The organism is Pseudanabaena sp. BC1403, assembly GCF_002914585.1.
GTDB lineage: Bacteria > Cyanobacteriota > Cyanobacteriia > Pseudanabaenales > Pseudanabaenaceae > Pseudanabaena.
On sequence record NZ_PDDM01000012.1, the window covers coordinates 24,679 to 47,669 of the forward strand.

A 22,991-nucleotide genomic window follows, 5' to 3' on the forward strand; every position below is an offset into this window, starting at 1 on the left:
TTATGAAATGAATAACTAGTTGTGATCGGCAAAGCCGATCACAACTAGTTATTCATTGGAAAGGGAGTATACAATTTACATACGTTATCAAGGGTTAAACATGTTGCGTTGGATTCTTAGTTGTTTTTTAGCAGTGAGTTTTTTGCTCACAAGTTGCACAAATGGCGGTAGTGTCTCGGCAAGCGCTTCGCCAACTGCCTCAGCAAGTGCATCAGCAAAAGCTTCTCCTACAGCAAGCAGCAAGCCTACAGCGATCGCTACGATCCCAGCATCGCCAAAACCTAGTGAAAGTCCTGAAAACTCTCTAGAGGCGGCGCTTGCTAAATTTGTGCAGCTTAAAGGCTCAGCAACGGTGGAATTAAAACTAAAATCTGGAACCGTTAAAATCGAGCTTGATGGTGCTAGTGCACCACTTACCGCAGGGAATTTTGCCGATTTAGTCAAACGTGGACTTTATAACGGCTTAACTTTTCATCGTGTGGTTAAGGAGCCAACCCCATTTGTCGCGCAGGGTGGAGATCCCCTTGGCAATGGTACGGGTAATTTCACAGACCCCGTAACTTCACAGCCTCGTTATATCCCGCTCGAAATTTTGCCTGATGGGGAAAAGCAGCCTGTCTATGGCGAAATTTTACCACCCACCAAAAAGCCAAAGTTACGGCACAACAAGGGCGCGATCGCCATGGCTCGATCGCAGTCTCCTAATTCTGCGTCTTGCCAGTTTTATTTAGCTCTTGATGATATCTACTTTCTTGATGGTTCCTATGCTGTATTTGGCTATGTAACCGAAGGTATGGATTTAGTCGAAAAAATTCAGGGCGGCGATCGCATTGAATCAATAACGATCACTAAAGGTGAAGAAAATCTTAAGCAACCTGCTTAAAAAATCATAAAAAAAGAGCCTGCATTTGCAGGCTCTTTTTTTTAGCGAATACGAATGATTCGTTGCTCGACAATATAGCGATCTCCAAGGTTAACGTTATGGGGGTTATAAATCATCGATGGATTCGCTGTAGGATAGTTGTTATATCCTCCAAGGTTGGCATTATATGGGTTATATACCGATTGATTTGCCGCAGGAAAATTAGGAGAATAGATCACTGTAGGAGCAGAAGGATGGTTCCATGTTTTGCCGTAATTATGGCTAGGGACTATCTCCCGAACAATCACTCCAGAGTTAACATTTCGATGCTGTCTGTAGTTTTGGTAGTAAGGATTGCTATAAGTACGCTGATAATTAGAGCGATAGGAATCGTAGGTGCGATAGGTATTGGTTGAGGGACTTGATCCAAACCTGATGCTAATTGAGACATCTGCAAGTGCCGAGCCTGCAAATGTAGTCATCGCCCCAAGCGTAGCGATCGCGGTCATGATTACTTTCATGGATTTTATGCTCCTTGATATTTCAGAACACAACATAGAGCCGTATCTATAGTGTGTTCGGACGAACACACTATTTAAGATTGCCATATATCTACTTTAACTCAAGCTAAACATGACTGTTGTTGCGATTGATTTTGGAACTAGTAATACTGCGATCTCGATTCTTACAACGGACAGCGATCGCGATACTGCCGCACCAAAAACTTTGCATTTCGATAATATCTCTCATGGTTTTGAGACAAACGAGGGAACGGCTTGGCTAGTGCCGAGTTTAGTCTATGCGCATGGTTCTGAGACGAATTATGGGGAATTTCTATTTGGAGAACAAGCGCGATCGCAATATTTATTAGAAAATCAATCGAAGCGATTGTTCCAAGGATTTAAGCGAGATATTGTTGCTAGTTTTCGATCGCCTGCGCGTGAGATTGATGGCAAGCTTTATGATGCCGAAGCGATCGCGGAAATCTTCTTGACGGAATTATGGCAGCGCTTACTATTACAAGATATCCAACCAACGCAATTAATCTTTACAGTTCCCGTTGGCGCATTTGAGGCATATCTCAACTGGTTTAGTAACTTTGCTGAACGACTAAAAGTTCCTAACTTCCAAATTATCGATGAATCTACTGCTGCCGCTTTGGGCTACGCGATTACTCGACCAAATGCTCTGGTATTAGTGATTGATTTTGGTGGTGGTACGTTAGATTTGAGTTTAGTGCGGACTGCGCCGATCTCTAATGCCACCACTCATAAACAAGTTGCTAAAGCTGAAGCGATCGCCAAATCTGATGCTTATATTGGTGGGATTGACATTGATCGATGGATTGCTGAGCATTTTTTGCGGCAATTAGGAATGACGCGATCGCAGGTTGGCGAAACTAGTTGGCTAAGTATTTTAGAAATAGCGGAACAAATCAAAATTAAATTGTCACTAGTTCAGGAAGTCAGGGCAATTTGGCTAGATACGAACATGATTTCTCACGAACTGCGGCTTAATCAAGATGAATTGACGGAAATCCTCGAACAAAATCAGATGCTTGAGCAGTTGCGCGAAGCTATTGATGAAGTTCTCACCATTGGTCTAAATCGGGGCATTAGCAAGGCGGCGATCGAGCAGATTCTATTAGTCGGTGGCAGTTGCCAGATTGTGGCAATTCAGCAATTGATCACTTCGTATTTCGGCAAATCTAAAGTCAAGTTTGGCAAACCATTTGAAGCAGTTGTTCATGGGGCTTTAGTTTTAGGTCAGGCGATCGCGATCGTAGATCATTTACGTCATAGCTATGCGATTCGCCTTTGGGAACCTTATCTGCATCAATATTCTTTCTATACATTGTTTGAGAAAGGCACAAAATATCCTTGTCAACGCAATGAGCCATTAATTTTGCAAGCCGCGATCGCAGGACAAACCGAAATTTGGCTGGATATCGGTGAGGTTGCTGATATTTCACAGGCTGAGGTTACCTATGATAACTTTGGACGTATGACTAGTAGCCAATTGCTGAAACAATCGGATTTTCGCTCACTAGCGGCAAGTAGTAAAAAATCGGATGGGGATCAAGTTTGTATTGCCAGACTAGATCCTTCAGGACAGTTAGGGGATGATCGCATTGCCGTTAATTTTGAAATCGATGATCGGCGTGTTTTGATGGCGAAAGTAAGAGATTTGCTGACGGATCAGGTACTGATTGATCATCAGGCGATCGCCAAACTAGAATGAATCTTTAAAAAATGACTTTAACCCTCTGAAATTTTGTAGAATCTAGAAAGGCATATTTATCCGTTCTGACTCAAACATTCAGTTGATAGTAGGCATCACTTGTGACTCACACACGCTCAAAACATTCTCGACTGATGATTGCTGTATTACCTGACGAATCTTCAGCTTTTGAAGCTTATCGCTTGCTTCAATGTCATGGCATCTCGCCAGAGCATCTTGCTCTGGTCGGCAAAGGTTACAGCAGCCCCGATAGTGTGGGCTTATTTAATCCCACTTATACCGCATGGCGCTATGCCAAACGAGGCATGTTTTGGGTAGGCGTAATTAGTACTGTCATGGGTGTGATCTTATATCTGATCTTCAGTATCAAATTGCCCAATCTTGAATGGCATCAGGCATTATTGACGATCGCCTCAACCTCTGGACTGATTGGGATTGTAATTGGTGGTTTGATTGGTACTTTATATGGATGGTTTTTTAAAAGCAGCTTGTCGATTTCCTGTCGAAGTTGTTTGGATCGTGGACAATACTTGCTCATGCTAGAAGGCTCCGAAACACTGACTCGGCGAGGGAGAGAAATTCTTGATGACTATACGGTGAAACCACGTTAATTTTTCTTGAAAGCTTAGCAATTTTCATGGTAAACTCTTGCGGAAATGAGTTTTTAAGCCATGTCTAATGCGAAAACTATTTTGATAGTGGATGACGATAAAAATGATCGTTTACTATTTCGTCAATATATTGAGTGTGATCTCGATAATAGCTATCGTATTTTAGAAGCTGAAACTCTTACGCAAGGATTAGAGTTATGGCGATCGCAAAAGCCTGATGCTACATTGGTTGATATTGGTTTGCCTGATGGCAATGGCATAGTCTTAGTTGAGACTATGCGAGACCATGCTCAGAGTAATAACATTGAACAGGCGTTAGATCTCAAACTTCCAGTCATCATGCTTACTGGAAGTGAAGACGCAAGAAATGCTGTGAGCAAGATGCGTTTGGGAGCGTATGAATATTTGATTAAAAATGATATTACCCAATATTCATTACAACAGAGTATCCGTAGTTTACTTGAATACTTTACTCTAGCTCGTCAACTAGAGCGGGTTTGCAGAGGTAAAGAGCTAGTTTCGCAAATAGCTCTAAATATTCGTCAGTTTATTAATCTAGAAGACATTTGTCAGTCTGTAGTTCAGGAAATCAGTAAATTTCTCCAAACCGATCGCACGCTTATTTATAAATTTGATGAGGATATGAGCCGTAGAATTATTGCTGAAGCAGTAGTTCCGCCTTTTCCTGCTTGTTTAGACTTTGGGGGTGAGGATCTCTGTGCCCATCTTTCTGAAGAGCAGTTGAACGAATGTCTAGATGGCAAGATTTTTGCCAATTCTGATATACATAGTGCTGATTTTTTAGAATGCCATGTGCAAATGTTGGATGGCTTTCAGGTTCAGGCAAATGTAATTGCACCAATTCTATTAGCTGTGCCTCTAAGTAATAGCTCAGCTTCTAATAACCAATCAAATAATCAACTCAATAATCGCCAGAACACTCAAACTTTATGGGGATTGCTAATTGTTCATCAATGTTCTAGAACCCGTGATTGGGAAGAAGATGAAATTAAGTTGCTACAGCAATTATCGGTGCAATTAGCGATCGCAATTCAGCAAGCTGAAGTCTATCAAAATCCAAGTGGTTCTCTAGCACTACAAGTCCAAAATAAGACTTCCGAGCTTCAAGCTAGTGAACATAAGTTGCGTTCAATATTAAATGGGATTCCAGACATTATCAACTTAATCAGTATAGATGGAACTTATCTTGAGTCAAAACAGGATAAACCTTCTTATGATTTCATTCCCGCTCATATTCATTCGATAGGGAAGAATATTGTCGATCTCCTACCATTAGAACTTGCGACAACTCAAATCCAAGCAATTCAGCAGGCAGTCTCTTCTGGAGAAATGCTAACTATCGATCAAACTTATCAGACTAGCGACGGGCAGCACTATGAGGAAGTTCGAGTAGTCCCCATAGATAATAACGCCGCTGTTGTCGTTATCCGTGATAATACCGATCACCGTCGTGCTGAAGAGTCATTACGAGTAAGTGAGGAGAAACTCCAAAAAATAGCATTGTCATCACCAGTAATCATCGAAATTTTTGTACAACGCGCAGATGGCTCTGCTTATTTTGAATATTTAAGTCCAGCACATGAGGAGATTCATGAGTTGAAAGTTACCCAAATTCTTCAAAATCCTCAACTTTTTTTCGAGCAGATTCACCCTGACGACATGGCAAATTTTTGGGAAGTTGTTGGCACTAGTTTTGAGACATCATCAATCTTACGGCATGAATGGCGAATCATTACCCCATCAGGCAAGCTTAAATGGCTACGGTCTAATCTGCGCCCAGAGCGTCGTACAAATGGCGATACGGCTTGGTATGGGATTATCTCAGATATCAGCGATCGCAAACAGATAGAAATTAATCTTGAAAAAGAACTAATCCGTAATAAGGCACTTTTGACTAATTCTTTTGATGGAATTCTGATCTTAGATGGTGAGGGAAATCTTGTTGAGTGCAATTCAAGTTTCGCAGCGATGCTTGGTTATTCTCTAGAAGAAACAACTAATCTCAGCATTTATGATATAGATGTGAAATGGACAAGAGAAGAATTAGAAAGGGGAATTCAAGAATTTAACCTTCAGTCAAAAAAAGTGCTGTTTGAAACTCAACATCGTAAAAAAGATGGATCGATATGTGACGTTGAGATTAGTGCCAATTCTGTTGATTGGGATAATAATATTTTCCAATTTTGCATTTGCCGAGATATTACACAACGCAAACTAGCTGAAAAATCATTATTGGCCAGTATGCAGAGGGAGCAAACGCTCAACCAGTTTATTCAATTAATACGTAGTTCACTTGATTTAGAATTTGTATTTAACACTGCTACCAATGCGATCGCGAGTTTATTGAATTTAGAACAGGCAGCTATTATCCAATACATTGACGAGAAAAAAGTTTGGAAATATATTGCCATTTTTCAAGATAGACCAGAAACCAGTGACAGAATTGGATTTGAAATACCTGATCAAGACAACTCTTTTGCAACAAGACTTAAAAACAAAGAGATTATCCAAATCAATGATACTGATGAGATCGAAGATGAGATCAATAGTGAATTAGCCAAAAACAAACCTGGTGCTTGGCTATTAATCCCTATAATTGCAAACGAAAAAATTTGGGGGAGCTTTACGATCCGCAAAGTTCAGAAGCCATATATTTGGGGAGATGATGAGATTGTACTCGCCCAGACGATCGCAAATCAACTTGCGATCGCAATCCAACATGTAAGTCTCTATCAACAATTACAACTAGAGCTAGCTGAACACAAACAAACAGAAATCGCTTTAGAGAAAGCTAAAGAACTAGCCGAAGCCGCCAATAAAGCTAAGAGTGAATTTCTTGCCAATATGAGTCATGAAATCCGTACCCCGATGAATGGAGTTCTCGGCATGGCGCAACTGCTGGCTTCTACACCACTAAGAGATGAACAAAAGGATTTGGTGCAGATTATTTTGGATAGTGGAGATGCGCTGTTAACTGTAATCAATGACATTCTGGATTTCTCAAAAATTGAATCTGGAAATCTCCAGCTAGAGCAGAAAGAATTTAACTTTGAAGATACGATCAATGCCGTTTGTAACCTCTTAAATAAACAGGCTTTTGACAAAAATACTAATCTGCAATGTCACGTTAATAGTATGACCCCAACTACAGTAGTAGGCGATAGCTCACGACTGCGACAAATACTAATTAACCTAATTGGTAATGCGATTAAGTTTACCGAACAAGGCTATATTTCCATCAGCTATGACCGTAAATTTATTACCGCTAATACCTACGAATTTAGATTCTCGATCACAGATACAGGGATTGGCATCGATCGCAATTGCATTGATAAACTGTTTAAACCCTTTACTCAAGCCGATGTCTCGATCAATCGTCAGTTTGGTGGGACTGGACTGGGATTAGCAATCTCGAAAAGACTTGTAGAACTCATGGGTGGAACGATCTGGGTAGAAAGCCGAGGTAATGTCGGTGGTAATCCTCCGTCAGATTGGGTAATCAGATCTAACGAGAATACTCAAGGCTCCACCTTCCATTTCACGATCGCTGTGCCAGTAATTGCCGCAATTTCAACAGTTAAAGCAATTGATAATCTTGGTTCTGCTCTATCCAATGCAAATAAAATCAGCTTTGAGAAGTTCCCGATCAAAATTTTGATCGTGGAAGATAATATTCTCAATCAAAAAATAGTTATCCTTATGTTGAAAAGACTAGGATGTAAAGCTGATACTGTTAACAATGGCAGTGAATGCATGGAGGTTATTGCCGATCAAGATTTTAATCTAGCCTATGACATCATATTCATGGATGTGCAGATGCCTGTAATGGATGGACTAACCGCAACTAGAGCAATTCGTCAAAGTTCATCGTTACGAACACAACCTTGGATTATTGCCCTGACGGCTGACGCTCTACCTGAAGATTATAAAGCTTGTATGAGCGCAGGAATGAATGACTATATGAGTAAACCCATCAATACCAAAGATATCGAGCGATCGCTATTAAAATATCTCAAAAATAATAAAAGCTAAAACCCCAAAGAGGAAAAAGCCCACTTTTCCTCTTTGGGGTTTAGTCCTGATCAAACACTTTTCCTAATGATGCAGGTGGCGTAGTTCTGACTGTATTTAATATCCCTTGTTTAAGCGATCGCGGCAATGCCGATATTAAGCGATCGAGCCATTCTCCTGAAGTCAGCGCCAACATCAAAATCATCAATACAAATGGAGCAGTATTAAATACCTGTGTCGGCACTTCAGGAATTGCACTCTGAGCGACGCTGGCTAAAGATTGCAAAATTCCAAATAGATAAGCTCCTAACGCTACACGCAGAGGATTCCAACCACCAAAAATGACGATCGCCAAGGCAATCCAGCCATAGCCTGCTGTGTGGCGGTGGCTCCATCCCGCTTTAAAATCTAACGAGAAAGCGGCTCCTGCGATCCCCATTAATGCACCACCAAGGAGAGTATAGATATAACGCATTTTAATTACATTAGTGCCTCTCGCGAAGGCAGCAGCTGGTTGTTCGCCCACTGTACGTAAGATTAAGCCACCTTGGGTACGATAGAAATAAAACCATGAACCAAGAATTAAAATATAGCTGCTATAAACTAACAGATCGCTCTGAAATAGAAGTTTCCCCAAAACAGGAATGTTCTCTAAAATAGGGATTTTAAAACTCGGAACCGTAATTCCCTCGACTCTGACAACGGGATTGCCTAAAAAAGAAGATAAATCACTACACATCAGTGCCAATACAAATCCAATTGATACTTGAGATTGCTTGAGGGTAATTGCGCCAACTGCTACGACTAAAGCGATCGCAGCGCCAACTAGCGCCGCCGCCGCAAATCCTAAGAGCAGGCTATTCGAGAACTTCGCTACCGCAAAGCCTGTCATCGCTGACATTAAGATCGTCCCTTCGGCAGATAGGTTAATCACGCCAGCCCGTTCAGTAATAGTTTCGCCAATGCTGGCAAAAATCAGAGGTGTAGAAGTTGCGATCGCTGTAGCCAGAATTGTGATTATATCCATAGTTTTTATAGCGATAGTGACTAAGAGAACCCCCTCTAACTCCCCCTTGCAAAGGGGGAGGATTTAAGTCTCCCCCCTTTGCAAGGGGGGATTAAGGGGGGTAAGAACAGAAATTCATGCTAGATAGGAATCTTCTCGAACACGCACTAAGAATGAGCGGGTTCTTTAGATAACTTTGCTAAACCTTCGCCAAGAATAGCGAATAGTAGCAATGCGCCTTGAATAATTCCAGAAAGTGAAGAATCTAAATTTAGAGATAGAGGTAACTCTAGACTACCAACATTGAGAGAGCTAAATAGAAACGCGATCGGCAAAACCAAAAAGGGATTGTAATTAATCAGCATGACTACTAGCAGCGCTAAAAATCCTAAATTGCTAGAAACATTGGGAATGAGCCGATGGAATACAGCGACTACCTGCAAAGAGCCAGCGATACCAGCTAATGCACCACAGATGACAAAACTGCTCAGCATTTGCGCGATCGCAGGAATTCCCAATACATAGGCAGCTCGTAGATTATTACCCACCGCCTTTAGTTTTAAGCCAAAGTAAGTGGCTCTAATCACGATCGCAGTCACAATCAAGGCAACTATAGCGATCGCTAAGGCGATCGGACTAAAATCCGTATTGCCCACAGTAGGTAAAGCTAAAGCATCGCTAAATGGCTCAGTGCCACTCATCGAGGCAACTCCCGATCGCTTCCACGGGCCAAAGACTAGATAAAGAGCTAATCCCTGTGCGGTGAAGTTCATGCCCAAACCAGCAAAAATCTCGCTGACTTTGCCATAGATATTTAATAATCCTGTTAGTAAGCCCCATAAGCCACCGCCAACAATGCCAAATAATATGGCAAGCGTAATCGCGATCGCAGGGGAAAACCCTTCGGGAATAAGTCTGAGCAATAATGTCGAGGCGATCGCGCCTGCTGTAATTTGCCCTTCGATACCTAAGTTATATAAACCTGCGGTAAAGGTAAAAATCAAGCCACAGGAAGCAAGTAATAAAGGGCAAAGAGTAGAAATAACCCTAGCAAAGCGATCGCTACTGCCAAAAGCTCCATTCCACATACCCATCGCAACCTGAGGTGGTGAGCCACTTGATAGCAAGATCACCGCCGCAATGAACAATAGCGCCGCCACAAAAGCCCCAATCCGAAAGTAGACAACTTTAGGGAATTTTTTGAGAATTTGAAAGTTTTGTGAGAAATTTTGTAAGGGACTATGCAAACTTTCCTCCGATCGCTTGACCTAGTTTATCGACTGTTAAAGTTTTCGCATCAATGAGCTGTGAGACCTTGCCGCCGCAAAATACGAGAATGCGATCGCTATATTGCAAAATCTCATCGAGATCAGAAGATGTGAATAAAATCATCATTCCTTTTTCGCAACGCGCCATCATCTGTTTCCAAATCCATAGGGTCGATTCGATGTCTAATCCTCTGGTTAGCTGTTCCATTAATAGTAGATTTAAATGATCTGGCAAAAGTGATATTTGGGTGCGCTGCTGATTACCTCCCGATAATCTTTCAACCTTAGTAGAGGGTTTCCCACGAATATTAAAAGTCTCAATCGCCTCATGTGCAAACTTGCGTGTATCCCGCCAATTGATTAAAAAGCCTGAATGCGATTGGCGCAACATGAAATGCTCATGGATCGATAGACCTCGAATCAATCCATCCTGTAAGCGATCGGCTGGCAAATAGCCAATTCCTGCCTTCAGGAAATTACTATAGGCGCGATTAGTCATATCCACATCACTAATGCGAATCTTGCCAGCGTTCGGCTTCAGTAAACCAGCACAGGCTAGCAATAGCAATTGCTGTCCATTGCCTTCCAAGCCCGCCAGCCCGATCACCTCGCCCGATTTAATCGTTAATTTGTCAATCTGCAAACTTAAGCGATCGCCATCAATCTGCAAGTCCTGAATTACTAAAGCGGGTTCCGTTTGCTGAATGTTGATCTCATGTTTTGCGGGTATGGCTAGCTCACGACCAAACATCATATCCACTAAAGACGATGCTAACTCATTAGATTCTCGACCTTTGACCTCAGCTTCACCAATCACCTTGCCCTGACGCATCACCATCAGGCGATCGCATAGCTCTTCTACATCTTCTAATTTATGCGAGACAAAAATGATGGATTTCCCGTCCGCAGCTAGTTGCTTGACCGCTGTAAATAAAGCAGTTTTTTGGGATGCCGAAATACCTGTAGTTGGCTCATCAAGGATTAAAGTCTTGACTCCAAGAGACAAAAGCCGAAGTATTTCTAACTGCTGACGCTCTCCTACTGTGAGATTAGCTAGGCGATCGTTAGGAGGTAAGTCAAAGCCAAAAGTTGCGGATAGCTGCCGAAGTTCTCTAATTAAATCATTACGATTGCTGCTAGTTTTAGATCTTTTTTTGCCTAAAGTACTTCTCCCAGCCATGAAATTATCAAGTACCGACAGAGAAGGAAAGTCTAAAGGATCTTGATGCAGCATCCCAATTCCTGCGCAGATTGCATCCGCAGGAGTTTTAATGTCAACTTCCATTCCATCTAATACAATCTTGCCAGAGTCCTTAGTAATAAATCCACTCAGGACTTTAGATAAAGTGCTTTTCCCAGCACCATTTTCACCCAAGATGCCATAGACTGTTCCAGCCTCAACAGTCATGGAAATGTCATGATTTGCCTTGACATTCCCAAAGGATTTATAAATATGGCTTAGTTCAACTTTCATGTTTATCCCATAAGGCATTTTCTCTTGTAAAATTTACCCCACCCTAGCCCTCCCCTTGCAAAGGGGAGGGAACAAGATTTCTAGTTTTCCCCCTTTGCAAGGGGGGAATTAAAGGGGGTGGTTTACATTTATTTACTAGCACCCTCAATACCTTGTATCAAGCTGGTAAAGTACCAAATCTGCTGTGGGGTAGCAGTTTCGCCTTCCTTGAGAAAAGGAGTCCCATCTTGATAGTTCAGAGGTCCCTTAAAAAGACTAATCTTGCCATCGCCCAAACCAGTAATAAATTCCGTCAAGAACTTGTCACCTTCTGGAGTCAAAGCCTTGCCTTTCTCAAATCCCACTCCTGAAGTATCAGGATTATTCAAGTCTTTCCAATTAGGCGCTGCGGCAATAAATTCTCCCGTAAATTTCCCATCCTTAGCCTTTTTGACTTGATCGAGATATGCTGGGCCCCAGTTGTAATAGGGAACTCCAATACAAATTTCTGGAGCAGCATTACAGCCAGTTTTGAGCCCGTAGTGTAGATATTTGACCTTCTTGCCAGCTTCAGCAGCTTTCTTTCCTTGCACCGCCACTTCAGGTGTATCAATACCACTCATCACCACATCAAACCCACTGTTATAAAAATCATCAGAGACCTTGGTCGGGTCAAGTGTCTGTCCAGGAATATTAAACCAGAAGCCAATCCAAACCACCTTAAACTTCAAATCTTCGGGATTTTTTTTGCGATAGGTTTGCCAGCAATACTTAGCCCCCAAATAACTTGCTGATACTAGTCTGCGGGTTTCATCATTGATTAATGGCCCCACAAAACCGATTTTGCCTGTCTCTGAGTTGAGAGCCGCTGCGCATCCAGAGATCATTCTGCCATACTCAATTTGAGGCATGACGTTGCTAATGTTTTTCTGGTTTTTGAAATTTTTGCCTTCTTTCCAAGCATAGTCACCGCTTGCATGAATTATGGACACATTAGGATGCTTTTTCGCAGTTTCGAGAGCATCATCTTTAAAGTCATCAGAGTTGAAAACTACTAGCTTTGCACCCTTAGCAATAAGATCGTCAGCCACCTGAGAAGCTTTGACGTTTGGACGATCGCCTGGATTGACTTTGTCTACATAGTCAAACTGGATGCCCGATTGTTTTTCCATTACATATTTTGAGGCTTCGTAATGACCTTGGTTCCAACCAGAATCATTTTTCGGCCCAACAAAAATCATCGCTGCTTTAAATTCTTTCGCATCGGTCGCAGTTGTAGTTGCCGCAGTAGTTGCTGAAGTTGGCGCAGTGGTTGAAACTGTAGGAGCTGTGGGAGTACTGTTACAAGCTCCAGCAAATATTCCCACTAGTATGGGAGCCCATAAGTGCTTTATAGAAACTATAGAAGAAACCTTATTAGTGAGTATTCCCATAAATTAATGTAATTATTTAGATGTTTCATACCTTTTTACTATTTTATTTAAGGCGATCGCCTATTAGACAAAGGTATTACAGCTTACAGTTTACAGTTTTCACGTTGCTTCTCACTGAAACCAAACTTAATATCAATCCCCAAAAGTGTCGCCACACTTTTGGGGATTGGAAACTAGACCCAGTCAGGTTTTTGAAAATACAAAATGGCGTAGCCATTTTGTATTTTGGGATCAATCATTGCTATATTTTTGAACTCTCAAAACATCAAAGCCATAGCAAGGTTTTAATGTTTTGATGGCTAGTATTAGGGGTTTAGAGAAATCGCAATCTGCTGTTTTTCGTCTATGTTTGTAGATTGCAAATTAGTTAGTGGAATCGCTTGGGAATTGCCAGCGAGCACTGGGACGACGACATCCTTTGTCGGTAGAGTCATTTCTGTGGAAGGATATAGCCACCAAGCAAATAACCTTGTCATCTGGGGCATCAGCAGATAGGTCATCGTTGGCACTGCGATCGCAGTTACGACTGCCACACGCAGAACTAGAGGCAACATCCCCAAAAACTGTTGAAAAACCGCAGAAATTATCGTAATCAACGGGAATACAGCTAGCCAAGTTACCAAAGCCATCTTATGGCGAGGCGGTGGTGCGATCGCGGGTTTCCCAGGTAGCGTAAACCAAGTTTCTAAACCAGTTAACACCTGAATCTGCGGTGGACTCACGGTGAGAAGTTCTGCGATCGCAAACCATTGTTCGCGTTCTGTCGAGGCTTCCCACAGTCGTAAATTGCTTAAGCGATCGAACTTAAAAATGATGCGATATTCTGGGTCATCAGCATTGACTGAACGAAATACATTGCTGCCCAGATAGCCAGAGAATTGTCCACAAGCATTGGTAACTCCAGTCAAAAAGGCTTCAAATTCATCTTTGCATTCTGGTTTAACTCGTCTAGCGATCGTTACCGTAACAGAAGGATCATTAAGTTTTGGCTGAGTTTCCGACATACAGTTTCAATTGGGTTGAGCGTTTAGCCTTTAGTTGCAAGGCTACCTTGTAATAAGTCTCTCTGTCTTCGTTTCAATTTATCTAAGCCCCCTAAATCCCCCAATTCTGGGGGACTTTGAAGGAATGTTATTTTCTTGTTCCCCCAGAATTGGGGGCTAGGGGGCGATTAATTAATGTTCAATCAATCAAACCACAACAAAAATTTTAAAAGTGTTGCAAAGCAACACTTTTAAAATTTTTGTTGTTTCGGGTTGGAGCGCAAAGCACTGTTATTTTTCTAGGACTTCAATTTCAATTGTTCTAGATTCCACAATGCTCCCGTCACGCCAGTGCTCCCAGCTAATGCCGATGGTTGGGCATTCTCAACGCGATCGCGTACAGCAACTAAGTACAGAGGCATTGTTAGATGGATTAGTGGTAATTGCTCCTGTACTAATTGTTGATATTCCGCATAGATAGCTTTGCGTTTAGTTTCATCTAGTTCCTGCGCACCTTGGATCATCAAAGAATGAATTTTCTTTTCCCAGTCAGCAACTTCACGCCCTGGGAAAGGTGGCTCGTCACCAACTGGCCCCTTGTTAAACATATGGGAATCACCATCAGTTGCCCAAAGATTAATCGCGCTATTTGGTTCCGCACCTCCAGTAAAGCCAAGAATTGTCGCATCCCATTGCTTTGAGTTGTCAAGCTTATCGGAGATAATCCGAAAATCAACTGGAGTAAAGTCAATCTTCATGCCAATTTTTTCTAAATCACTCTTAATTTGCGCTCCCATCGCAACCCTACCACCCGCAGGAGCAAGCAAAGTAAAGCGCACTAGATTACCTTGAGCATCGAGAAGTTGTTGTTCAGAATTATATTTATATCCTGCTTGCAAAAGGATTTCTCTAGACTTTTCAGGCTGATAATCATAAACCTTGAGTCCTTTTTCGGGAGGGAAGAAATAGGGACTAGGGATAGAAACTGGTGAATTTTGAGTCTGGGCTAAGCCTCTCGACAGATTGGTAATTATCGCTTCTCGATTGATAGCATAGGCAACAGCGCGACGGAAGATAACATCGTTAAACCATTTTGATTTTTTCGGATCAACAAAGGGTTCATTAGTTTTAGGATTTTTGCCCTTATTGAGGTTGAACATGATGAATGCCTGACCTGTAGAGGGGCCAGCATTATAGATTTTGTAGCGATCGCGCTGTTCAAAACGCTTTAGCAATTGATAGTCTTCGCCGCGTAAGCGATACATATCGAGGTCTTGCGATCTGAAGCGCAGTAGGGCGGTATCTGGAGATTCCACAATCTGCATGACAAATTGTTTGATATAGGGAAATCCCTTTTTCCAGTAATAGGGATTGGGCTTATAGATGATGCGTTCAGAAGGTCGATATTCTTGGATTATATATGGGCCACTGCCAACTAGTTGATTGACAGGTGTTGTAAGAGTCCATGTTTCTAAAAACTTTAGCTTCTGATTAGGAACTTTCGGATCTTCCTTGAGGGTCGGTTCAAAAACATGTTTAGGTAAAATACCAATTCCACCGATGGTGCGTAAAGCAGGTGCAAAGGGTTCGCTCAGAAAGAAGGAAATACGGCGATCGTCGAGCTTTTCAACTTTGGGAAGAGTTTGTGATTGTCCAACTCGCAGGACATCACGAGTGCCAGTGGGAATCTTCTCATTGAAGATCACATTTTGATAGGTAAATAAAACATCATCAACGGTAAGGGGTTGACCATCTGACCATTTCAAATCAGGACGCATCGTGAAAATTAGTTGCTTACCTTCCTGTTGGATTTCCCATTTTTCGGCTAATTCAGGTTCTAAATCTTTGGTCAGTGGATTTTCGGAGATCATCCCAGTGAGCGTATAGCCGATCGCAATGCCACTGTAAGCTTCTTGGATTAAGACAGGATTAAAAGTTTTGATGTCGCCATCAATGGGAACTACTAAGCGATTCTTGATAGTTTCTGGTGCGATCGCACAACCCCAAAGCAGTAGGGAACAGATACTAATCAGTAGTAGTAATACCAATGCCTTCCATTGCTTGACCTTTGCTCGTTTCTGAATACTTTTTCTCACGATCGCCATCTTCCCTAAAAATTCAACAAAACAAAGTAATTTTTTAGTAATTGTGTTGCGGGCGCTTTGCGACCGCAACACAATTACATTTAGCCATTAGCTTTTAACTAATAAAACTACAGCGTGAACTGCGATCGCTTCTTTTTGCCCGATCGCATCCATGCCTTCGTTAGTGGTAGCCTTAACGCTGACACAATCAATCGACAAATTCATTGCTTGAGCTAGGCGATCGCGCATTGCTTTAATATGTGGTTTGAGTTTGGGCGCTTCGGCAATCACCATTGAGTCAAGATTATTCACGCGCCAACCCTGTGCTCCAATTAGCTCCTGTACTTGTTGCAATAGCATGATGCTATCGGCTCCTGCCCATTTAGGGTCAGTGGGTGGAAAATAATGTCCAATATCACCAAGGGCAAGCGCTCCCAGCATGGCATCCATGATCGCATGGGTCAGCACATCGGCATCGCTATGTCCTAGCAGTCCTTTTTCATAGGGAATTTCGACACCACCAAGGATCAGCTTGCGATCGCTAACGAGTCGATGTAGGTCATAACCATTGCCAATGCGGATATTCATAGATGAGTAGCTGAGTTTAACTATTCATAATATAAACCCAATTTCATGCGGTGTTAGTTTTGTCTTTAGTGTGGCGCGGCGTAGCCGCGTCACACTAATTATTCTTTTTTGTATCTTGGCGCACTTTAAGCAAAGTCTATTCGTTAATTAATTGATTTATATCAGCCTGTCAATTTGTTGCTCCAGCAGAGAGATTCCCGTGACTCAACAGGTAAGCCCTATTTCCGTAACTGACTTTACGTTCACCCTCAACGGTGCAATCTCGCGCGTTAACAATCTTGCACCTACGACTACCCTGCTACACTATTTACGCCAAAATGGCCATGTGGGAACCAAAGAAGGATGTGGTGATGGTGACTGCGGTGCTTGTACTGTAACTATCGTTGGTAAAGATAGTCATGGTAAGCCCCAGTATCAAGCTGTAAATAGTTGCTTAGTTCCCATCGGCGCGATCGCAGGACGGGAGGTGATTACTGCCGAGGGTATCGCCAATGGGCAACTGCACCCAGTCCAAGCCGCGATGGTAGAAACGGCAGGATCGCAATGTGGCTATTGCACGCCTGGCTTCATCATGAGTATGTTTGCGGCTTACTACAATGGCAGCCTGAGCAATGACATCTGTATTGAGGGCAATCTCTGTCGCTGCACAGGCTATGTACCGATTCGCAAAGCTGCGCAGCAATTAGCAGCAACAATTCCCGATGATCAATTCAGCTCTGAGCTAGCTCAAAAAACTTGCGATTTGGTTGCGATCTCCTATACAAATGCGCAGCAGCAATTTTATCGCCCCACAAAGCTGTCAGAAGCACTGCAACTACTTCAACAATATCCCGAAGCGACCTTGGTAGCAGGTGCAACTGATTTGGGCTTAGAAATGAGTTGGCATCGGCGGACTTATCCTGTGCTGATTTCCTTGGAAGCTATTGAAGAACTAAAGCAGATTAATCAAACCGATGACCATGTAGAAATTGGCGCGGCGGTTCCCCTCAGTCATATTGAAGATTTGCTGCATGGTGTTTTCCCTAGCCTTGATGAAATGCTGCATTGGTTTGCGGCAAGGCAGATCCGCAATCGGGCGACCTTAGGCGGCAATATTGGCACGGCTTCTCCCATTGGCGATTTGCCACCTGTGTTACTAGCCCTTGATGCGACCTTAAAGTTAGCAAGTGTTGAAGGCGATCGCAGTTTGCCATTAGCTGACTTCTTTAAGGGCTATCGGCAAACGGAACTGAAGCAAGGCGAAATCATCTATTCAGTGACAATTCCCAAAGCGATCGCCTCTGGAGCAACTAAGCGCCTGAGCCAGTCCTACAAAATCGGCAAACGCGGCACTGACGATATCAGTATCGTGGCAGCGGCTTTTGTAATCGATCTAGATGCTGACCAAAAAATTCTCCATGCGCGTCTTGCCTATGGTGGTGTTGCGGCAACTCCAATTAGAGCGATCGCTGTCGAATCGATGCTAGTCGGTCAACCTTGGACAATGGAAACTGTGCGATCGGTAAAGCCTGCTTTGCGTGAAGTATTTACACCTCTTAGCGATCTGCGCGGAAGTGCTGACTATCGCAAGATGCTAGTAGGGAATCTATTTGAGAAGTTTTTTGTTGAACATAGTTGAAGATACCAGTTGAGGCAAAGCCTCAACTGGTATGTGATGGATTTTTTGTAGATATGGAAGGAATACAAAATGACGATTACAGATCAAAAACCCAGTAATAAAAAAAGCCATGAAAGCGCCGCAGGTCACGTTAGCGGCAGTGCTATCTATACAGACGATCAACGTCTCCCCGCAGGAATGCTTTCCCTTTATCCTGTGCTGTCACCCCATGCCCATGCCAAAATCACCAAGCTTGACTGCGCCGCCGCCTACGAAGTTGAAGGTTTGGTGACGATACTGACGGCAGATGATGTAATAGGTGAAAATAATACGGGTGTAATCATTCACGATGAGGTATTGCTGCCCAGAGATGAGGTGAGCTATTGGGGGCAGGTGGTAGTTTGGGCAGTCGGTGAAACTGAAGATGCGGCTCGTCAAGCTGCTGCCAAAGTGATTGTCGAATATGAGCCTCTGCCAGCAATTATTACTATTCAAGAGGCGATCGCGGCGGAGAGTTACCATCTTAAAAAACAGGCGATTAAGCGCGGTGAACCTGAATCGGCTCTTCAAAATTGCGATCGCACCCTTGAAGGTGAACTAGAAGTCGGCGGACAGGATCATTTCTATTTGGAAACCCATACCAGTTGGGCAATTCCTGATGGAGAGAATGGCTATAAAGTCTATAGCTCAACCCAACATCCTAGTGAAACTCAAGTAATCGTAGCGCGGGTATTGGGCTTGCCCAGTAGTCATATTGTCGTCACCTGTCTGCGGATGGGCGGCGCATTTGGCGGGAAAGAATCTCAAGCTAACCCCTTTGCGGCAGCGGCAGCTTTGGCAGCATATAAAACGGGTCGTCCTGCCAGAGTCAGTTTACGCCGACATCAGGACATGATTGTTACAGGCAAGCGGCATAACTTTTTAGGCAAATACCAAGTTGGCTTTACTAACGATGGACTAATTACAGCGCTCAAAGCTGAGCTATACGCAGATGGAGGCTGGAGCCTTGACCTGTCACCACCGATCATCATGCGAGCGATGATGCATATCGATAACGCCTACTACATTCCCAATTTAGAAGTACAAGGATGGATTGCCAAAACCCATCGAGTTTCTAATACAGCCTATCGCGGTTTTGGTGGACCACAGGGCATGGTAGTTTGCGAGGAAGTAATTGATCGCATAGCACGTAACCTTGGTTTGTCGCCCGAAGTCGTGCGCGAACGGAACTTCTATCATGGTACTGGCGAAACTAGAACCACTCACTATGGGCAGGATATAGTTGATAACCGCATCGATCTGGTCTGGACTGAAGCTAAGGAAAAATCTAATTTTAGCGATCGGCAAGCCCAAATCGCCCAATTCAATCAAACTAGCCCCTACAAAAAACGTGGCATTGCGATTACGCCTGTTAAGTTCGGGATTTCCTTCACCAAAACCGAGTACAACCAAGCAGGTGCACTAGTTCTCATTTATACCGATGGCAGCATTCAGGTAAATCACGGGGGTACAGAAATGGGGCAAGGGCTGCATACTAAAATGCTCCAAGTCGCTGCCAAGTCCCTTGGTGTCAAACTCGATCGCTTTCGGATCATGCCCACAAGTACCGATAAAGTCCCGAATACTTCCGCAACAGCAGCTTCCAGTGGCTCCGATCTCAATGGTCAAGCAGTCAAAGATGCCTGTGAAATCCTGCGGAAACGTATGTCAACTGTGGCTGTAAAAATGCTCAATCTCGATGCCCCCGAAGATCTTGTTTTCGAGGATGATTGGATCTATTGCCGCACCTATCCCAGCGCAAGAATCGCGTTTGAAGAAGTCGTAAAGCAAACCTACAACGAGCGGATTAGCCTCTCGGCAAATGGCTTCTATCGCACCCCAAATATTTTTTGGGATGCCAAGCTGAATAAGGGTCGTCCGTTCTATTACTTCTCTTACGGTGCGGCGGTGAGTGAAGTGGAAGTAGATGGATTTACGGGTACATTTAAACTGCGACAGGTGGATCTTGTCCAAGATGTCGGAGAATCAATTAATCCATTAATCGATAAAGGTCAGATCGAAGGTGGCTTTGTGCAGGGGATGGGTTGGCTGACTATGGAAGAATTAGTCTGGGATAAAATCGGTCGATTGCTGACCTGTGCGCCAAGTACATACAAAATCCCCACCGTTAGCGAAATCCCTGAACAGTTCAATGTCAATCTCTTAGAACGCGCCGCTCAAGATGGTGTGATTTTTGGTAGTAAAGCGGTTGGGGAGCCTCCATTTATGCTAGCTATATCCGTAAGAGAAGCCATTCGCAATGCTGTCGCCGCTTTTGGTAATGCTGACTATGTGCCCTTGGCGCTTCCTGCTACACCTGAGGCGACCCTCTGGGCGATCGAGTCGGTGAAGGCGGCTTCTCTATCTGCTTTGCAAGTATGATCTACGCAGAGCTTCTATCATTACTTAGTCAAGGCGCTGTGGTCGTGGCAACGGTAATTAGCACTAAGGGTTCTGTCCCGCGAGAGGTGGGCGCGAAAATGCTAATTACCTGCGATCGCTGCATTGATACGATCGGTGGTGGTGCAGGAGAGGCAAAGGTAATCGTTCAAGCAAGGGAAGTCCTACAAACGGGGGAGAAAAGGCGGATAGAAATTGACCTAACTGGATCGCCCAAGCGTCAGACTGAGGGAGTTTGCGGTGGTTGGATGGAGATCCTTTTGGAGCGATGGCAGGGAGATGCGGCGATCGCGATCGCGCAGCAGATACTGACAGAATTAAAATTAGGGCGAGCTCTTACTTTGGTTACTCCTTTTGGTGATGGATATCCTTCCTTGATTGAGGAAAAAGGAGAAAGGAAAAAGGAAAAAGATTCGGAGGCTTTTATCAAGGAAAAAGATTTGGAGGTTCTTATTGAGGTTTTGGAGCCTGAGCCGATGTTGCTGATTGTGGGGGCGGGGCATGTGGGGGAGCAGCTTGCGCGGGTCGCGCATTTGATCGGTTTTCAGATTGCGATTCAGGATGATCGTCCTGAATGGGCAAACTCAGAGAGATATCCACAAGCTGCTTTTATCTATTCCAATATTGAGCAAGCTTTGGAGGAACTCTCAAACCATTCAAGTCTTCATGTAGCTTTGGTAACGCGAGGCTATCGTTATGATTTGGATGCTTTAATGGCTTTACTAAATCGCGATTTACCCTGTGCCTATATCGGTATGATTGGTAGTGAGAGAAGGGTGATGCAGGTATACGAGCAAACTAAGTTAATGGGAATCTCTGAGGATAAACTTAAATCTATCTATGCGCCGATTGGTCTAGATATCGGTGCTTTAACTCCTGCGGAGATTGCGATTAGCATTGGCGCGGAGTTAATCATGCGGCGGCGTGGTGGTAATGGGCGATCGTTATCGGCAAGTTTGCGTAACCCCAAATAAGAGTGGCGGCGCTTTGCGCCGCCACTCTTATTTGGGGTTTTATGTCCTGATTAAACCTTTTACACCAATTCACATAAGTGTTGTCACACTTATGTGAATTAAAAACCAAACCCCGTAAGGGTTTTAAAAGCACAAAATGGCTATGCCATTTTGTGCTTTGGGATAAAAAGCTGCCATAATTGAGCTTAACTACAGCCTAACTTTATGAGCGATCGCCTTCCAACCGATTCCATTAAAAGCACAGATAAATCTCTTGAAATATCAAGTTTATGTCATTCCTTAGATGGTTGTGTTTTGGTTGTCGATGACAATCCCACCAACTTGAGTGTATTGGTGAACTTGCTGCGAGATGTGGGGCTGCGAGTATTGGTGGCAACTGATGGCGAAAGTGCGATCGAGCAGACTGAATATGTCAAGCCCGATCTGATCTTGTTAGATGTGATGATGCCAGGTATCGATGGCTTCGAGACTTGCGAACGCCTCAAGGCAAATCCTGATACTGTCAAGATTCCGATTATTTTTATGACCGCGCTCTCAGAAACAGTAGATAAAGTACGCGGTTTATCTTTGGGGGCTGTGGACTATGTGACCAAGCCATTCGATCATGAAGAAGTATTAGTCAGAATTCGTACCCATTTAACAATTACCAAACAGCGACAGACGATCGAGTCCCAAAATCTGGAATTACAAACAGAAATTTGCGATCGCAAACGGGCTGAAGAATCATTAACAATTTTTCTCCACGCAGTTTCCCATGACTTGCGAAATCCTGTAACAGGTTTATTGATGGTTTTGGATAATTTAGCGAAGACAGCAAGCAGCGCTGACACAAATATTCTGTTACCAAAATCTACGCTTGAGAGAATGCAACAAAGTGGCAATCGACAGTTAGCATTAATCAACTCCTTGCTGGAGTCCCATGTGAACGATGTCCATGGAATTATCATTCATCCTCAATCTGTGGCGATCATGGAGGTCATCCAAGCTGCGATCGATGATCTGCAACCTCTTTTAGATAAGGAAGAAGCAAAAGTTATTGTGCAAATCGCCCCTGAATTACCACTTGTTTTCGCTGATGCTGCTCATGTTTGTCGAGTCTTTCAAAATCTGATTGCTAATGCGATTAAACATAATCCACCAAATCTCAAACTCACAATTTCGGCAAAGATAAATCCTGAGAATAATCTCCTTTGCGAGGTTTCTGATGATGGCGTAGGTATGACAAATGAACAAAGTGAACATCTATTTGAACTTTACGCTCAGGGTAAGCATCAAACTAAACTTAATCGGCGATCGCTCAGTCTTGGCTTAGGGCTGTACATCTGTCGCCAAATTGTCCAAGCTCATGGTGGTGCGATCGGGGTAACTGGTGAGATTAATATCGGTTCCCGCTTTTGGTTTACATTACCAATGTCATAAA

At 43.3% G+C, this 22,991-nt stretch carries 16 protein-coding genes; 8 read left to right on the forward strand and 8 right to left on the reverse strand.

Annotation, left to right across the window (positions count from 1 at the left end; genetic code table 11):
• Positions 1–100: 100 nt before the first annotated feature.
• Positions 101–883: a peptidylprolyl isomerase gene (locus CQ839_RS12240; RefSeq protein ID WP_103668569.1), complete on the forward strand. Its 783-nt coding sequence runs from the start codon at positions 101–103 to the stop codon at positions 881–883.
• 41 nt (positions 884–924) lie between these two features.
• Here the strand turns inward: CQ839_RS12240 and CQ839_RS12245 are convergent, their stop codons facing one another.
• On the reverse strand, positions 925–1,383 hold the full coding sequence (locus tag CQ839_RS12245; protein ID WP_103668570.1) for a hypothetical protein: 459 nt from the start codon (positions 1,381–1,383) through the stop codon (positions 925–927).
• 112 nt (positions 1,384–1,495) lie between these two features.
• On the opposite strand from CQ839_RS12245, the gene CQ839_RS12250 reads away from it, so the two are divergent.
• From CQ839_RS12250 to CQ839_RS12260, 3 genes are all read left to right on the forward strand, one after another.
• A complete protein-coding gene (locus tag CQ839_RS12250; protein ID WP_103668571.1) occupies positions 1,496–3,103 on the forward strand; it encodes an Hsp70 family protein in 1,608 nt (535 codons plus the stop codon).
• A gap of 101 nt (positions 3,104–3,204) precedes the next feature.
• On the forward strand, positions 3,205–3,714 hold the full coding sequence (locus tag CQ839_RS12255; RefSeq protein WP_258040715.1) for a hypothetical protein: 510 nt from the start codon (positions 3,205–3,207) through the stop codon (positions 3,712–3,714).
• A gap of 60 nt (positions 3,715–3,774) precedes the next feature.
• A complete protein-coding gene (locus CQ839_RS12260) occupies positions 3,775–7,767 on the forward strand; it encodes a response regulator (RefSeq protein WP_103668573.1) in 3,993 nt (1,330 codons plus the stop codon).
• 40 nt (positions 7,768–7,807) lie between these two features.
• Here CQ839_RS12260 and CQ839_RS12265 read toward each other — a convergent pair whose 3' ends face one another.
• From CQ839_RS12265 to ispF, 7 genes are all read right to left on the reverse strand, one after another.
• Entirely contained in the window at positions 7,808–8,773 is a 966-nt protein-coding gene (locus tag CQ839_RS12265) for an ABC transporter permease (protein WP_103668574.1), read from the reverse strand.
• 146 nt (positions 8,774–8,919) lie between these two features.
• Complete coding sequence (locus CQ839_RS12270; protein ID WP_258040716.1) at positions 8,920–9,999, reverse strand: ABC transporter permease; 1,080 nt, start codon at positions 9,997–9,999, stop codon at positions 8,920–8,922.
• A complete protein-coding gene (locus tag CQ839_RS12275; RefSeq protein WP_103668575.1) occupies positions 9,992–11,494 on the reverse strand; it encodes an ABC transporter ATP-binding protein in 1,503 nt (500 codons plus the stop codon). The genes CQ839_RS12270 and CQ839_RS12275 overlap by 8 nt, the downstream gene beginning before the upstream one ends.
• A gap of 128 nt (positions 11,495–11,622) precedes the next feature.
• On the reverse strand, positions 11,623–12,840 hold the full coding sequence (locus CQ839_RS12280; RefSeq protein WP_258040717.1) for a BMP family protein: 1,218 nt from the start codon (positions 12,838–12,840) through the stop codon (positions 11,623–11,625).
• A gap of 371 nt (positions 12,841–13,211) precedes the next feature.
• The gene (locus CQ839_RS12285; RefSeq protein WP_258040718.1) at positions 13,212–13,910 is read right to left on the reverse strand and encodes a hypothetical protein; all 699 of its coding nucleotides are present in this window, start codon (positions 13,908–13,910) and stop codon (positions 13,212–13,214) included.
• A gap of 278 nt (positions 13,911–14,188) precedes the next feature.
• Positions 14,189–15,985, reverse strand: coding sequence for an ABC transporter substrate-binding protein (locus CQ839_RS12290; protein WP_103668683.1), 1,797 nt, complete (start codon positions 15,983–15,985; stop codon positions 14,189–14,191).
• 96 nt (positions 15,986–16,081) lie between these two features.
• Complete coding sequence (gene ispF / locus CQ839_RS12295; RefSeq protein WP_103668577.1) at positions 16,082–16,561, reverse strand: 2-C-methyl-D-erythritol 2,4-cyclodiphosphate synthase; 480 nt, start codon at positions 16,559–16,561, stop codon at positions 16,082–16,084.
• 199 nt (positions 16,562–16,760) lie between these two features.
• Between ispF and xdhA the strand changes: the two genes are divergently transcribed.
• From xdhA to CQ839_RS12315, 4 genes are all read left to right on the forward strand, one after another.
• Entirely contained in the window at positions 16,761–18,179 is a 1,419-nt protein-coding gene (gene xdhA, locus CQ839_RS12300) for a xanthine dehydrogenase small subunit (protein WP_258040719.1), read from the forward strand.
• Between the two features lie 69 nt (positions 18,180–18,248).
• Positions 18,249–20,579, forward strand: a complete 2,331-nt coding sequence (gene xdhB / locus CQ839_RS12305) for a xanthine dehydrogenase molybdopterin binding subunit (RefSeq protein ID WP_103668578.1) — start codon at positions 18,249–18,251, stop codon at positions 20,577–20,579.
• The gene (locus CQ839_RS12310; protein ID WP_103668579.1) at positions 20,576–21,571 is read left to right on the forward strand and encodes an XdhC family protein; all 996 of its coding nucleotides are present in this window, start codon (positions 20,576–20,578) and stop codon (positions 21,569–21,571) included. The genes xdhB and CQ839_RS12310 overlap by 4 nt, the downstream gene beginning before the upstream one ends.
• Positions 21,572–21,775: 204 nt before the next feature.
• Positions 21,776–22,990, forward strand: coding sequence for a hybrid sensor histidine kinase/response regulator (locus CQ839_RS12315; RefSeq protein ID WP_103668580.1), 1,215 nt, complete (start codon positions 21,776–21,778; stop codon positions 22,988–22,990).
• Position 22,991: the final 1 nt, after the last annotated feature.